General features: G+C 68.3%; 11 protein-coding genes. 9 read left to right on the top strand and 2 right to left on the bottom strand.

Going from position 1 to position 15,126, the window contains the following annotated elements:
• The first annotated feature begins 61 nt into the window (after positions 1–61).
• From H7F49_RS07810 to H7F49_RS07790, 5 genes are all read left to right on the top strand, one after another.
• Positions 62–1,714, top strand: a complete 1,653-nt coding sequence (locus H7F49_RS07810; protein ID WP_185683025.1) for a carboxylesterase/lipase family protein — start codon at positions 62–64, stop codon at positions 1,712–1,714.
• 40 nt (positions 1,715–1,754) lie between these two features.
• Positions 1,755–3,608: a bifunctional sugar phosphate isomerase/epimerase/4-hydroxyphenylpyruvate dioxygenase family protein gene (locus H7F49_RS07805; protein WP_185683024.1), complete on the top strand. Its 1,854-nt coding sequence runs from the start codon at positions 1,755–1,757 to the stop codon at positions 3,606–3,608.
• 76 nt (positions 3,609–3,684) lie between these two features.
• Positions 3,685–4,329, top strand: coding sequence for a TetR family transcriptional regulator (locus tag H7F49_RS07800; protein WP_235982004.1), 645 nt, complete (start codon positions 3,685–3,687; stop codon positions 4,327–4,329).
• A gap of 169 nt (positions 4,330–4,498) precedes the next feature.
• Entirely contained in the window at positions 4,499–5,473 is a 975-nt protein-coding gene (locus H7F49_RS07795) for an alpha/beta hydrolase (protein WP_185683022.1), read from the top strand.
• A complete protein-coding gene (locus H7F49_RS07790; protein ID WP_185683021.1) occupies positions 5,470–5,802 on the top strand; it encodes a hypothetical protein in 333 nt (110 codons plus the stop codon). Before H7F49_RS07795 ends, H7F49_RS07790 begins: the two co-directional genes overlap by 4 nt.
• A 345-nt stretch (positions 5,803–6,147) precedes the next feature.
• Here the strand turns inward: H7F49_RS07790 and H7F49_RS07785 are convergent, their stop codons facing one another.
• Positions 6,148–7,059 (bottom strand): ThuA domain-containing protein, encoded by a 912-nt coding sequence (locus H7F49_RS07785; RefSeq protein ID WP_185683020.1) that lies wholly within the window; start codon positions 7,057–7,059, stop codon positions 6,148–6,150.
• Positions 7,056–9,017, bottom strand: coding sequence for a pyrroloquinoline quinone-dependent dehydrogenase (locus H7F49_RS07780; RefSeq protein ID WP_235982003.1), 1,962 nt, complete (start codon positions 9,015–9,017; stop codon positions 7,056–7,058). Before H7F49_RS07780 ends, H7F49_RS07785 begins: the two co-directional genes overlap by 4 nt.
• A gap of 132 nt (positions 9,018–9,149) precedes the next feature.
• Here H7F49_RS07780 and H7F49_RS07775 point away from each other — a divergent pair, with 132 nt between their 5' ends.
• The 4 genes from H7F49_RS07775 (at position 9,150) to H7F49_RS07760 (ending at position 14,932) form a co-directional block, all read left to right on the top strand.
• Complete coding sequence (locus H7F49_RS07775) at positions 9,150–9,599, top strand: type II 3-dehydroquinate dehydratase (RefSeq protein WP_185683018.1); 450 nt, start codon at positions 9,150–9,152, stop codon at positions 9,597–9,599.
• Positions 9,596–10,861, top strand: a complete 1,266-nt coding sequence (locus H7F49_RS07770; RefSeq protein ID WP_185683017.1) for an MFS transporter — start codon at positions 9,596–9,598, stop codon at positions 10,859–10,861. Before H7F49_RS07775 ends, H7F49_RS07770 begins: the two co-directional genes overlap by 4 nt.
• Before the next feature lie 140 nt (positions 10,862–11,001).
• Positions 11,002–13,974 carry a TonB-dependent receptor plug domain-containing protein gene (locus tag H7F49_RS07765; protein ID WP_185683016.1) on the top strand — a complete coding sequence of 991 codons (2,973 nt, stop codon included), beginning with the start codon at positions 11,002–11,004 and terminating at the stop codon, positions 13,972–13,974.
• A 64-nt stretch (positions 13,975–14,038) separates the two neighbouring features.
• Positions 14,039–14,932 carry a shikimate dehydrogenase gene (locus H7F49_RS07760; protein WP_328806597.1) on the top strand — a complete coding sequence of 298 codons (894 nt, stop codon included), beginning with the start codon at positions 14,039–14,041 and terminating at the stop codon, positions 14,930–14,932.
• The last annotated feature ends 194 nt before the right edge of the window (positions 14,933–15,126 follow it).

The following is a 15,126-nucleotide window of genomic DNA, read 5'->3' as shown; positions in this document are numbered from 1 at the left end:
CTTGCGGCAAAAGGGACCGTTCCGCCGCAGCGGATGGAGCCCGTGTTCGGGAGAAATAGCCATGAATCCGAAGATCCTGGGAGTGGCGGTCGGGGTGGCGCTGGTCGGTTCGATGGCCGCGGCGCAGAGCGACAAGTCGATGCACGCGTTGATGTCCGGGCCGGTTCAGACCAGCAGCGGCCAGGTTGCCGGAACGGCTCTGCCATCCGGGGTCAGCGCCTGGCTGGGCATCCCCTTCGCCAAGCCGCCGGTCGGCGATCTGCGCTGGGCGCCGCCGCAGCCGTCGGCCTGGTCGGGGGTGTTCAACGCCGATCGCAAGGGGCCGGCCTGCATCCAGGTGCTCCGCCCGCACGACATCAACCACTATTTCGGGGAAGAGGCGACCGGCGAGGACTGCCTGACCATGAACATCTGGGCGCCGCCCGGGGTCAAGGCCGGGGCCAAGCGGCCGGTGGTGGTGTTCATCTATGGCGGCGGTTTCACCATCGGTTCGTCCGGCATGGCCAACTACGATGGCGAGGCCATGGCCAAGGCCGGCGCGGTCTTCGTCAACTTCAACTACCGTGTCGGGGCGATGGGTTTCCTTGCCCACCCCGAACTGACCGCCGAGCAGGGCGGGGCCTCGGGCAACTATGGGCTGATGGACCAGACCCTGGCGCTGCGCTGGATTCGCGACAACATTGCGGCCTTCGGCGGCGATCCCGACAAGGTGCTGATCATGGGGCAATCGGCCGGGGCCGGATCGGTCGCCGCGCAGATCCTGTCCCCGGCGGCACGCGGGCTGTTCCGCGCTGCGGTGATGTCGAGCGGGTGCAACCTGCGCGCGCCCAAGGCCACGCTGGCCGATGCCGAGAAGGTCGGGTTGGCACTGCAGGAACGGCTCGGCGCGAAGAACCTGGCGGCGCTGCGCAATGTGCCGGCCGACCGCATCCTCGCTGTGCAGTCCGAAACCCAGCTTGGCCTGTCGGTCAGCGGCGTGCGCATCTCCGGACCGATCATCGACGGACGGGTCCTGCCCCAGCAGGCCGCAGAGGCGGTCGCCGCGGGAAACTTCGCCAAGGTGCCGATGATCGCCGGCTTCAACGAGGATGACCTGTCGTTCGGCTTCGGAGCACTGACCGGGGCCAGCACCGTGGCCGACTACAATGCCGCGGCCGGGCAACTGTTCGGGGCCGATGCCCCGGCCTTCCTCAAGCTCTACCCGGTCAAGACCGATGCCGACGTGCGGGCTACCGCGCGCCGCGCTGCGCAGGATGCCGGACTGGCGGCGAACGCCCGTGCCTGTGCGGTCGAGGTCGCGGGGCACGGCGTCCCGGTGTGGATCAACGAGTACACCCGCCGCCACCCCTATGTCCCGGGCGTGCGGCTGGCCGATCAGGACACGGCGACGGTCGGCGCTTACCACACCGCGGACATTCCCTACTGGCTCGGCACCCAGGACAAGTACAACATGTTCCGCCAGACCCGTCAGTGGACCGAGTGGGACCGCACCCTGTCGAGCCGGATGATGACCGCCCTGATCGCCATGGCCGAGACCGGCAGCCCGGACACGGCGGCCATGCCGTGGAAGCCCTGGACCGCAAAGAACGATACGCTGTTGTGGCTGGGCGACAGCGTTTCGGTGAAGCCGCTCAACGTGACGGGACAGGCCTGGCTGGCCGCACACAAGCCGGCTGGCGGCCCCGCGCCGCGACCGACCACCCCGCGCGACTGATCCCTGGCGGCGTGCCGCCGACCGCCTGCTGGAGACCGACGTGACCAACGCCATTGCCTCCGTTTCGCTGAGCGGCACGCTCGAGGACAAGATCCGTGCGGCGGCGGCGGCGGGGTTCGACGAGATCGAGATCTTCGATGTCGATTTCCTCGCCTCGCCCCTGTCCGCCCGGGAGACCCGGACGCTGATCGGCGATCTCGGGCTGACCTGCTCGCTCTATCAGCCGTTCCGGGATCTGGAAGGCATGCCCGACCCGCTCCGGGCCCGGGCCTTCGACCGGCTGCGGCAGAAGTTCGACGTGATGGCCGAGCTTGGCTGCGATCGTCTGCTGCTCTGTTCGAATTGCTCGCCCCTGGCCTCGGACGATCGTCCCCGGATCGTCGCCGACCTGCGCGAGGTGGGCGAGATCGCCGCCGACCGTGGCCTGCTGGTCGGCTACGAGGCGCTGGCCTGGGCGACGCACGTGTGGGACCACCGGGTGGCCTGGGACATCGTCCGCGAGGTCGATCATCCCCATTTCGGCCTGCTGCTCGACAGCTTCCATTCGCTGGCCCGGGCGGTCCCGAACGAATCGATCCGCGAGATCGATCCGGCGAAAATCGTCTACGTCCAACTGGCCGACGCGCCCGTCCTCGACATGAACCGGCTCTACTGGAGCCGTCATTTCCGCAACCTGCCGGGGCAGGGCGGGTTCGACGTGGAAGGCTATGTCACCGAGCTGACGCGGATCGGCTACACCGGTCCGCTCAGCCTCGAGATCTTCAACGACCGGTTCCGGTCCACCTCGGCTGCCCTGGTGGCACGCGACGGGGTGCGCTCGCTCAATGCCCTGCGCGATGCCGCCGCCCGCAACCTGGGTCAGCCCACCCGCATGCCGGGCAAGGCCGAAATCCTGGGCGTGGAATTCGTCGAATTCGCCGTCGCGCCCGAGGATCGCACCGCGCTGGAGCAGACCATCGCGGCGATGGGCTTCGCCTGCGCCGGCCGTCACCGCAGCAAGCAGGTCACCCTGTGGCGGTGCGGGACGACCAATCTGGTCCTGAACTTCGCGGATGACGGCTTCGCCCGCGCCTACCGGCTGACTCATGGTACGGCGATCTGCGCGATTGGCCTGGTGGTGCGCAACAGCGCCGCCGCGATCCGCCGGGCCGAGGCCCTTGGCGGCAAGACCGAGGTGACCGACATCCCCTCGATGCCGGCGATCCGCGGGGTTGGGGGCAGTCTTGTCTATGTCCTCGATCATGGTTCGGCCGAGGCGATCTGGGCCAGCGAGTTCGACCTTGTCCCGGTCGAGCCAGCGGGCGAGGGCGCGATCGAGGGGTTCGACCACCTCGCCGTGGCGGTCCACAACGACGAGTTCCTGTCGTGGCAGTTGTACTGGCGCGCCCTGTTCGACGTGCAGGTGCAGGAGGCCCAGGACGTGATCGATCCCAACGGGCTGGTCGTGAGCCAGGCGATCCAGAATGCATCCGGCACCTTCCGCCTGACGATGAACGCCACGGATGCCCGCGACGCCCTGTCCTCGCGCTTCCTCAGCCAGACCTTCGGGGCGGGGTTCCAGCATCTGGCGTTCCATGCCGGCGACCTGCCCGCCCTGGCCCGCGCGGTCCGGGCGCGGGGGCTGGGCTGCCTGCCCATCCCGGCCAACTATCAGGACGATGCCCGCGCCCGGTTCGGCCTGTCCCCCGCGGAAAGTGCCACCCTGCGTGAGCTCGACATCCTGGTTGACGAGGATGCCCGCGGCAACCGCTATCGCCAGTTCTACAGCCGGGCCTTCAACAAGAGCTTCTTCTTCGAATTCGTCGAGCGATCGGGCTACGAGGGCTATGGCGCCCCCAACGCCCCGATCCGCCTCGCCGCGCAATCCCGCTACCGGGTGGAGCCGCTGCCCTGACCGCCGGGTGTGGCCAGCCTATTGCGCAATGGGGCCAATCGGCCATAGAGGGCCGGTGATCGCAAGGGGTGCCGCCTTGGCCGAGGGCAGGAAAGACAGCAAGCGCAGCCGGGAAGCGGCCGAGACGCGGGACAATATCCTGCAGGTCGCCACGCGTGAATTCGCCGACAAGGGGCTGGCCGGCGCGCGGATCGACGAGATTGCCGACAAGACCGCTTCGTCCAAGCGGATGATCTATTACTATTTCGGCGGCAAGGACGAGCTTTACCGGGCCGTGCTGGAACGGGCCTACGAACGGATCCGCGCCCAGGAACAGGACGCGCGGTTCGAGAACCTGCCGCCGGCCGAGGCCCTGCGGGCGATCATCGGGCACAATGTCGACTATCACTTCGAAAATCCCGATTTCGTGCGCCTGGTGATGAACGAGAACGTTCATTACGGCGAGCATATCGCCCAGATCGCCAGCATGAAGCAGCGCAACAGCACGATCATCGCGTCGCTGGGCGCGATCCTGGACAAGGGGGTCGAGGCCGGGGTGTTCCGGGCCGGGATCGATCCGGTCGATCTTCACGCGATGATCAGCGCGCTGAGCTTCTACAGCGTATCGAACCGCCACACCTTCCTGCACAATTTCGGGGTCGATTTCGCCGAACCCACGGTCCGCGCCAAACGGCGGGAGCTGATCATCGGCTGCGTGCTGAGCTGGGTGACCCGGGCCTGATCCCCCCCTGCGGCGGGTTGCACGCGCGATGGGGCCGGCGGTCCCTCCACAGCCCCTCCACAGCCCTTGTCCGTGCCTGCCAAATTATGTACGAACTGGTGCGCATAATATGACGGGAGAGGTGCGGGAGATGGCCAGAGCCCTGACAATCGTTGCCGCTGCGGCTGCCATGGCGTGTGCCGCCCTGCCGGCCTCGGCGGCGCCGGAACGGACCTTTGTCGTGGCGGACCGTCCCCTGTCGGACGATCTCAACCCCGGCGCGGTCAAGACCTGGCCCGGCGGGGTGACCTCGCACGCCGACCTGCGCTATGCCGCGATCTCCGGCTGGCGGCGCCTGACGCTCGATCTCTACATGCCGCCGCGCAAGGCCGGGCCCAAACCCCTGATCCTCTATGTCCATGGCGGGGGCTGGATGAACAGCGACAGCCGCCACTTCGGCGCGATCGCCGATCTGCCCGCCCTGTTGGCGCGGCTGGCGGGCGAGGGCTTCGTGGTCGCCGCGATCGAGTATCGCCATGCGCGCGAGGCCGCCTTCCCGGCCCAGGGTCATGACGTGCGCGCGGCCTTGCGTTTCCTCAAGGCCAATGCCGACCGCTTCGGCATCGATCCGGCCCGCACCGGGGTGATCGGCGGCTCGGCCGGGGCGCATCTCGCCGGTCTGCTCGCCCTGTCCTGCGGCGACGCGCGGCTCGATCCCGATGGCACCAAGGCGCCGGCGGGCAGTGAGTGCGTCCAGGCCTTCGTCGGCTGGTACGGGGTCTATGATGCCACTGCCCTGGCCGCCCAGCGCCCGAGCGGACGGGACGGCGGGATCGAGGGGCTGCTGGGCTGCACCGGCGGCTGTCCGGCGGACAAGCTGGCGCTGGTTAGCCCGGTCACCTACCTTGATCGCAGCGATCCGCCGACGCTGCTGATCCACGGGACCGAGGACAAGACGGTCCCGGTGGAGCAGTCGCACCTGCTGGAAGAGCGGATGAAGGCCGCGGGGGTTCCGGTCAGCGCGATCTACATTCCCGGGGTGGACCACAGCTTCATGGGCAAGACCCCGGCCGAGACCCGCGCCGCCACCCTGCGTGCCGTCAATGCCAGCTTCGATTTCCTGCACCGGCAGCTCGACATGCCGGCTGCCCCGGGGACGCGATGAGCCGGTCGCTCCTGCTCCTTGGTGCCTCGCTGCTGGCCGGAGTGCTGCTGCTGCGGGCGGAGCCGGTTCCGGCGCAGGCCGCACCGCCGCCGCCACTGGATCCCGCCCAGGTCCTCGCCGCCTTTGCGCCGGGGCCGGGGCGCGAGGTGACGGCAGCGGCTTGCGGGCAGTGCCATGCCCCCAGCCTGATCACCGGCAAGCACCTCGACAGCGAGGCCTGGGCCCAGCTCGTCGACCAGATGATCAGCCGCGGCGCCCCGGTCGAGGACAAGGACTACGATACCATCGTCGATTACCTGACGCGCAACTACGGCCCGGCGAAAGGCTGAGCGCCGGGCCGTTGCGCTGCCATGGGCCGCGTCGACATCGTCGAACCACCGCTGGCGCCCTGTTGCGGACGTGAGAAATGGAAACTCGAAATAAACAAAGCCCGCTCAGCCTGAGCTTGTCGAAGGCCACGCGCGACGGCTCAGGTGGGTGTTCGCAGCGATTCCATCTGGAGGCATGGTCGCGGGAGCTTGGGGCCGGCGTCGGCGCGTGGGCTTCGACAGGCTCAGCCTGAGCGGGGTTGGGGATATGGGACAGGCTTCATGGCACATCCATCCGCAGCTCTCGCTCAACGACCGCTCCCACCCCACCTTGCCACTCATCCGCCAGGACCCTGACCACGTAGCCTACTTTCCCATCGGCAGCGGATGCGGCCGCGGCGTCTGGCCGCCGTTGATGGCCCATTTGATCGCCTCGAGCGTCATGGTCCGCACCCGGGGATCGTCCCATGACGCGTCGGTGTGGCCCAGCCCGGTGTAGAACACCCGGCCCGCGCCGTAGGACTTGATCCAGGCCACCGGGAAGTCCGCATCGGTGCGGTGGACCATCGGCGCCTTGAGGTCGACGCTGGCCGGATCGAGCCGAGCCAGCACGTCGACCTTGTCGCGCGAATAGGGTGCGGGGCGCATCTGGTAGTGCTCGTCGCGGAACACCATCCCGGTTTTCCAGCCCTTCATCGCCGGAAAGTCCGGGCGCTCGACGATCACCTTGGCCTCGGCGATCATCCAGGGATGGTTGTCGAACACCCCGCCCAGCATCTCGCCATATTCGGGCCAGGCATAGGCCGTGGCGGTGGCGGTATGGACGCCGATGAAGCCCTTGCCGTCCTTGGCGACATAGTCGAGCAGGTCCTGCTTCTGCTCGGGGGTCATGTTCGTTTCGCCGTTGGTGTAGAACAGCACCGCGTCGAAGTAGTCGAGGTTCTTGCCCCGCGCCTGGCTCCTGCCGCCCTTGGCATAGTTGCCCTTGCCCCAGGTCTCGCCCTTGGTCACCCAATCGGTGTCGGTGCGGATGAAGGCAACATAGGCGCCGGATTCGCGGCCCAACTGTTCGATCACCGCGACCGCGTGGCTCACCGCCATGTGGGCGGACTGGTTGCCGGTCGACAGGTCGGCGACGATCAGCAGGCGCTTCTTGCCGGCATAGGGATCCTGATAGCCCGGCGGGGGCCGGCGCTCGGGCTGGGGCGCGGCCGGGGGTGGGGTTTGCCCCATCAGCGCGGCAGCGAGGGCTAGGGCGCAGAGCGTGCGACGGATCATTTGCGGTCCTCCGGGAGGGCAAAGGCGGTGATCGTGTCCGAGGCCAGCGGACTGTCGAGGAACGATCCGCCGGTGGCGGTGATCGCCACCAGCTGCCGCCCACCGACGTCGGTGTAGGTGATCGGCGTGGCATGGGCGGCGGCGCCAAGGCGGGTCTCCCACAGCAGCTTGCCCGTGGCCGTCTCATAGGCCCGGAAGCGCGAATCGTCCGAGGCGCCGATGAAGGTCAGGCCGCTGGCGGTGGTAATCGCGCCGCCGATGTTGGGGCGGCCGGTCAGGCGCACGGCCTCGGGCAGTTCGTCGGTCACCCCCAGCGGCACTTGCCAGCGGATCGCCCCGGTGCGGACGTCGACCGCGCTGAGCCGCCCCCACGGCGGGGCCTGGCACAGCAGCCGCGTGCCCTCCAGCTTGAACCGGCCGCTGACCGGGCCCCGCTCATAGGGCAGGGGCCCGGTCGAGGGGACCAGCGCGGTGACCTGGCCCAGGTCGCTGGTGTTGACCAGCAGCAGGCCCCGCGCGGGATCGAAGGTCGCCCCGCCCCAGTTGGCGCCGCCCTGCAGCCCGGGGAACGAGATCGTCACCTCATTGAAACCCACCGGCACGTAAAGCGCGCCGGGCTTCATCGCGTTCTTCGTGATCCAGTCGGTGCAGCCCTGCTTGAGCTCGGGGGTGAGGTCGGCGATCTCGGCCAGGCTGAAGCCGGTCCGCGCCAGCGGCGGGGTGGCGAGCGGCATCGGCTGGGTGGGCGCCGTCTGCTCGCCCGGGACCTGGCTGGCCGGAACCGGCCGCTCGGCCACGGGCAGCAGCGGCTTGCCGGTCACCCGGTCGAGCACGAACAGCAGCCCGTTCTTCGACACCACCGCCACGGCCGGACGCTTGCGCCCGTCCTTGCCGGTCCAGTCGAACAGGAGCGGGGGGGCCTGCAGATCGTTGTCCCAGATGTCGTGATGGACCACCTGGAAGTGCCACAGGTACTTGCCGGTCCGCGCATCGGCGGCGACCAGCGAGGTGCCGTAGAGGTTGTCACCCTTGCGGTCGCCGCCATAGCGATCGAAGGCCGGGGCGCCGAACGGCATGTAGACGATGCCGCGCGCCTGATCGACGGTGAGGAAGCCCCAGGCGTTGACGCCCGATCGCTTGTCGGCGCTGCCGGGTTCCCAGGTGTCATGGCCGGGTTCGCCCGGGCGCGGCACCGAATGGAAGGTCCACAGCAGCCGGCCGGTGCGCACGTCCCAGGCGCGCACGTCGCCCGCGGCGCCGCGGGGCGGGAACTCCTGCACCGCCGAGCCGGTGATGACCAGGTTGCCGAACACGATCGGCGGGCTGGTCATGCCATAGAAGCGGGCCGCGGCGCCCTGCAGCACCTCGGGCGTTTTCATGTCGACCACGCCGCTGGTCCCGAAGCCCTGGGCGAAATGGCCGGTCGCGGCATCGAGCGCGATCAGGCGGCCGTCCCGCGTGCCGAACACGATCCGCGGGGCGAGCTTGCCGTCACCCGGCCAGTATTCCACCCCGCGCAGGCTGGGCTGGCCCGGACCGGGGATCGGGGTGACCCACAGCTCCTTGCCGGTCGCCGGGTCGAGCGCCACCACCCGGCCGTAGGGCGTGGTGATGAACATGCGCCCGCCCACCACCAGCGGGGTGACCTGCGATCCGGCAAAACGGCTGCGGCCGGCGCGGCCCGGCACCGGGGCGCCACCCTCGGCGCTGCGCTGGGCCTCGGCATTGGCGTCGGGCGTCCCGGCCGTGGCCGTGCTCTCCGGCCGCATGTGATAGGTCCAAGCCGGCTTGAGCGAGGCGACATTGGCGGGGGTGATCTGGCGCAGGGGCGAGTGGCGCTGTCCGCCCTTGTCGTGCCCATAGGTCTGCCATTCCCCGGCCGGCGCCGCCAGCCCGGCCCCGGCCCATAGGGCTCCCGACAGCAACGCCGAGGCCAGCACGAGGCGACGCGGTGACATTGCGCTTCTCCCAAGCAATATGGTGGTCTTGCCAATTTTATGGACTAGTTCGTACATAACGGTTTGCTTGGCAAGACGGTTTCGCTAGAACGCCATCAGCGAGCGTCAGGGAACGAGGCTTACGGGGGAGCGATGGCAAAGACGATTCTGGTCCTCAGCGGACCGAACCTCAACCTGTTGGGCGAACGCGAGCCCGAGATCTACGGCCATGAGACGCTCGCCGATGTGGAGGCGATGTGCCGCGCCGCGGCCGAGCCCGCCGGCTTCGCGATCGACTTCCGCCAGACCAATGCCGAGCACGAGATGGTCGACTGGATCCAGCAGGGCCGCAAGGGCCTGGCCGGGATCGTCATCAACCCCGCGGCCTTCACTTATGCCGCCTATCCGGTGCTCGACGCCCTCAAGCTGGTCGACTGCCCGGTGGTCGAGGTGCACATCTCGAACATCCACCGGCGCGAGGCCGAGTGGCGCTCGCGCTCGATCATGACCCAGGTGGTCACCGGGATCGTCTCGGGGCTGGGCGTCCACGGCTATCCGCTGGCGGTGCAGCACCTGATCTGGCGCAGCGGGCGCGGCGCATGAAGCCGACCCGCGCCCGCCTTGGCATCCTTATGCTGATCAGCATGGCCACGCTGATCAATTACCTCGACCGGTCGGTGATGGGCGTCGCCAAGCCCGCACTGGTCGCCGAACTGAAGATCTCGCCGGAAGTCATGGGCCTGATCTTCTCCGCCTTTTCGTGGACCTACGCACTGGCGCAGATCCCGGGGGGCTATGTGATCGATCGGCTGGGCACCCGCCTGACCTATGCCCTGTCGCTCGGGCTGTGGTCGCTGGCGACGGCGATCCACGGCTTCATGACCAGCGTCGCCGGGCTCGTCTCCGCCCGGCTCGCGCTCGGCATCGCCGAAGCGCCGTGCTTTCCCGCCAACAGCCGGGTCTTGTCGACCTGGTTCCCGCAGCAGGAACGCGCCAAGGCCACCGGGGTCTATACCGTGGGCGAATACATCGGCCTGGGCTTTCTGATCCCTGTGCTCGCCTGGGTCATGGGGCACTTCGGCTGGCGTTCGCTGTTCTGGGTCGTCGGCGGCCTGGGCATCGCCTTTGCCTTCGTGTTCCACGCGATCTATCGCGAGCCGAACGAGAGCCCCAGGGCCAACCAGGCCGAGCGCGACCTGATCGCCGCGGGCGGGGGCTTTTCGGCCGGCGCGCCCAGCCTGGCCTTCTCGTGGGCGCGGGTGCGCCGTCTTGTCACCACCCGCCAGATCGCCGGGGCCTCGATCGGCCAGTTCTGCAGCAACTCGACGCTCGTGTTCTTCCTGACCTGGTTCCCGAGCTATCTTGCCGAAGAGCGCGGGATGGACTTCATCAAGTCGGGCTTCATGGTCTCCCTGCCTTACCTGGCCGCCTCGCTGGGGGTCATGCTGGGCGGAGTCGCCTCGGACTGGCTGATCCAGCGGACCGGCTCGCCCTCGATCGGGCGCAAGGCCCCGATCATCGCCGGCCTGTTGCTGTGCGCCTCGATGATGCTGGCGAACGTGCTGGAGAGCAACGCCGCAGTGATCGCGATCATGTCGCTGGCCTTCTTCGGGCAGGGCCTGGCCGGGCTCGGCTGGACGCTGCTGTCCGATGTCGCCCCGCGTGAGATGATGGGGCTCACCGGCGGCCTGTTCAACTTCTTCACCAACCTGGCCGGGATCATCACCCCGCTGGTGGTCGGCTTCGTGGTCGGCGCCACCGGCAGCTTCTATGGCGCGCTGGCCTATATCGGGGCGCTCGGCGTGGTCGGCGCCCTGGCCTACCTGTTCCTGCTCGGCCCGGTCGAGCGGGTCTCCATCGACTGACGCCGCGACGCACCCGTGCCAGGCCGCGCGGGTGCGTTTGCACGTTGACATGTACTAACTGGTTCACATAACAATCGTCACCAAGGGAGTCGCCTCTGTCCGGGCGATGACCCAGCAAACAGAAAATGGGAGGGGTTACCATGATCAAGTACCGCCTTGCGGCCTGCAGTTCCGTGCTCGCGCTGTCACTCTGTGCCGCTACCGCTGCCCAGGCGCAGTCGGCTCCGAATGCCAAGTCCGATGACGCCGCCGCCGCTGAAGAGATCGTCGTCACCGGTTCGAGCATCAAGGGTGTGGCCCCGGTCGGCTCCAACCTGATCAGCGTCAGCCGTGACCTGATCGAGAAGACCAACGCCCAGACCGTGCAGCAGATCCTCCGCTCGGTTCCCGCAGTGGTCGGCCTCGGGGCGGTCGGCCAGGGCTCGTTCGGCTCGGCCAGCCAGTCGGGCACCAATGCCCCGACCATCCACGGGCTGGGCGCTTCGGCCTCGAACTCCACGCTCAACATCATCGACGGGCACCGCATGCCCCTGTCGGGCGTGAACCACGCGCTGGGCGATCCCAACATGGTGCCCGCCAACATGATCGAACGGGTCGAGGTCCTGCCCGAAGGCGCCTCGTCGGTCTATGGCTCGGACGCGGTCGCCGGCGTGATCAACTTCATCACCCGCCGCAAGTTCGATGGCGTGCAGGTCACCGGCCAGGCCGGCTTCGGCGACAAGTACCGCACCTTCCAGACCGGCGTCGTCGCCGGCCATAGCTGGAGCACCGGCTGGCTGACCGCAGGCTACAACTATTCGCACCGCGATCCGCTGCGCGTCGCCGACCGCAGCTTCCTGGCCTCGGACCACCGCGCCGATGCGGCGGCGGCCGGGCTCGACCTGTCGACCGCGACCGCACAGAACCGCGCCAACCTGGCCTCGTTCAACTGCGATCCGGCCTCGATCCAGCCAGGCGGCACCACCAACATCTTCCGCTATGATCCGGTGACGCGGACCTATGGCAACCCGGTGTCCAACGCCCAGGCCAACGCCTTCTGCGATATCAACCAGAACGTCGACCAGATCCCGCGCGAACGCCGCCACAACCTGATGGTCAAGGCGCAGCAGGAAGTGGGCGATCGCCTGACCCTGAATGCCGACGTGCTCTATTCGAACCGCAAGAACCTGCAGCGCGTCTCGCGCGGCACGGCCGGGACCGGCGGCGGGGCTATCCTCGCCACGGTGTTCGGGCCGGGCAACACCACGGTCGGGGCTGGGCAGATCAACCCGTTCTACGTCGCCATGCCGGGGCAGACCTCGACCACGCAACAGGTCCGCTTCTCGGGAGATGACCTGTTCGGCCCCGGTGCGAAGATCGAATCCGGTGAGGAACACTACTTCGTCAACACCAAGGCCGAGTACAAGCTGTCGGATGCGTGGAGCGTCACCGCCGGCGCGACGGTCGGCTTCTCGAACAGCTTCGTGCGCGACAGCGGGCGCCTGAACGTCTCGGCCGCGCTGCTGGCCCTCAACGGCACGACCAACCAGGGCGGCAGCCTGACCACCATCTCGGTGCCGGCGACCGGGCTGATCGTCACCCAGTTGCCGCTGACCGCGGCCAACGCGCTGGACGTGTGGAACGCCGGGGCGGCCAACCGCACCTCGGCCGCGACGCGTGCCCGGCTGACCGACACGACCACCTACCGCTTCACCCGCCAGGGGCTGCAGAACTATCGCCTGCAGCTCGGCGGTGACATGTTCGCCCTGCCCGGCGGGGCGGCCAAGCTGGCGCTCGGCGGCGAGTACATCGGCTACACGATCCGCCAGAACGTCTCGCAGCCGCTCGGCATCGGGCCGGCCAGCACCGGTTCGTCGACGATCAACCTCGACTACAGCCGCAACGTCAAGGCGGGTTTCGTCGAAGTGCTGCTGCCGCTGGTCTCGCCCGACATGGGCGTGCCGATGGTGCATGCGTTCGACATCAACTTCGCCGGCCGCGTCGATGACTATTCGGACTTCGGTTCGACCACCAACCCGAAGATCGCCGTCAACTGGGAAGTGATCGAAGGGCTGAAGATCCGCGGCAACTGGTCGCGCTCGTTCGTGGCTCCGGCGCTGACCAGCTTCGGCGCCGACGGTCGCGGCACCACGGCGGAAACCAGCGTGGCCGGCGGGCCGACCAACCTGGCCGTGCCGATCGCCGCCTATCCGGGGGTGACCAGCATCCCCGGCGTGTCGTGCAACACCACCACCTGCACCATCGGCACGCCGACCATCCAGGGGTTGCAGATCAACGGCGGCAACAACGAACTGGTCCCGCAGAAGGGCACGAGCTGGTCGATCGGGGTCGACTTCGCGCCCAAGGCCGTGCCCGGGCTGCGCCTGTCGGCTACGTTCTGGCACAATGAGTTCACCGGTGGCGTGACCGCGCCGCTGGCCGGCTCGGCGGTCAACATTGCGGGCCTCCAGAACCTGCTGACGGTCTATCCCACCGGGGCGACCCCGGCGCAGATCGCCAACATCGTCGGCACCCGTCCGCTCACCACCTCGATCCCGGCGACGACCTACTACGTCTACGACTTCCGCCAGCGGAACGTCCTGAACCTGAAGGTCGAAGGGCTCGATGCCGATGCCCGCTACAGCCACAACACCGACTGGGGCAGCTTCACCCTCGGCGCGGCGATGTCGCTGAAGACCCGGTTCGATCAGAACTTCGGGGGCGGGCCGACCTTCTCCGTGCTCAACACGACCGGCTTCAACGGCACCTTCCCGTCGATCCGGCTCGACCTGCGCGGCGATGTCGGGGTGACCTATGGCCCGGTCTCGGGCACCCTGTTCGTCAACCACACGGGCGGGTACAAGAACTGGTCGGCAACCGCGGTCAACCCGGTGGTCTCGGTCAACGGCGTGCCCACCGGCGCGGGCGGCGATCCGGTCAAGGCCTATACCACGGTCGATTTCCACCTGGCGTGGGACCTGCCCAAGGCGCTGGCCGACTCGCAGGTCTATGTCGACGTGCAGAACCTGTTCAACACCAAGCCGCCGTTCTACTCCTCGACCCAGGGGTACGACACCTTCGCCGGCAGCCCGCTGCTGCGGATCGTGTCGGTCGGCTTCCGGACCCGGTTCTGACGCTTTGCCCCTGACTGCCCCGGCCCTGGCGCCGGGGCAGGCCACTTTGCCCATGGACCTGCCCGTGACCGCGCCCCTCCGTTCCCAACCCATTCGCGACGGCCGTATTCTGGCGGGATTGCTGGGGCGCGGGATTCTCGAATCGCGCACCCCCTGGCTTCAGGAGCAGGAAGCCGAGGCTCACGGGCTGCGGATGGTCTATTCGCTGTTCGACTTTTCCGATCGCGGGTGGGCCGATGCCGATCTGGGCGAGGTCGTGACGGCGGCGCAGCGGCTGGGCTTCGCCGGACTCAACGTCACCTTCCCGTTCAAGCAGGCGGTGATCCCCCTGCTCGATGGCCTGTCGGATGCCGCGGCCGGGATCGGCGCGGTCAACACCATCGCCTTCGTCGATGGCCGGCGGATCGGCCACAACACCGATGTCACCGGTTTCGCGGCCGGGTTCCAGTTGGGCTTGCCGGACACCCGGCCCGGGACGGTTCTGCAACTGGGTTGCGGCGGTGCCGGGTCGGCTACCGCCCATGCGCTGCTGGGTCTGCTCGATGCCGCGCAAGTGATGCTCTACGATCCCGACCCGACCCGGTCCGCCGCGTTGCACGGACAACTGGCTGCCCGCTATGGCGCCGATCGGGTCCGCGTGACCGACAGTCCGGAAGAGAGCGCCCGCCAGGCCGACGGGTTGCTCAACGCCAGCCCGGTGGGCATGAGCAAGCTGCCCGGGATGCCGATCCCCGCCGCCGCCATCGAGGCCCGGCACTGGGTGGCCGACATCATCTACTTCCCGCTCGAAACCGCCTTCCTCGCCGAAGCCCGGGCCAGGGGGTGCCGGACGCTCGACGGCAGCGGAATGGCCGTCCATCAGGCGATCGACGCCTTCGCGATCTTCACCGGCAGCAAGGCCGACCAGGATCGCATGCGGGCCAGCTTCTTCGCCTTCGAGGCGGCGTCCTTCGACTAGGCCGCGCCCTGCGGGGCCTGAGCCATGCCGCTGATGGCTGCCGCGCCCTCGCGCCTGGCTATGGGCCGTCCCTTGGATCGCAAGGGATTTCCGCCGTGAACCCGGAAAGTCTGTTCAGCTGAAGGACATATTGACTAAGATAGGCCAACTTAATGGTCGAAATGACAGATTCAGACGGCAAAAATGGTCCATAG

It is taken from the genome of Novosphingobium aerophilum (assembly GCF_014230305.1).
GTDB lineage: Bacteria > Pseudomonadota > Alphaproteobacteria > Sphingomonadales > Sphingomonadaceae > Novosphingobium > Novosphingobium aerophilum.
The sequence above is the reverse complement of the archived record's forward strand: the minus strand, read 5'-3'. Positions and strand labels throughout refer to the sequence as shown.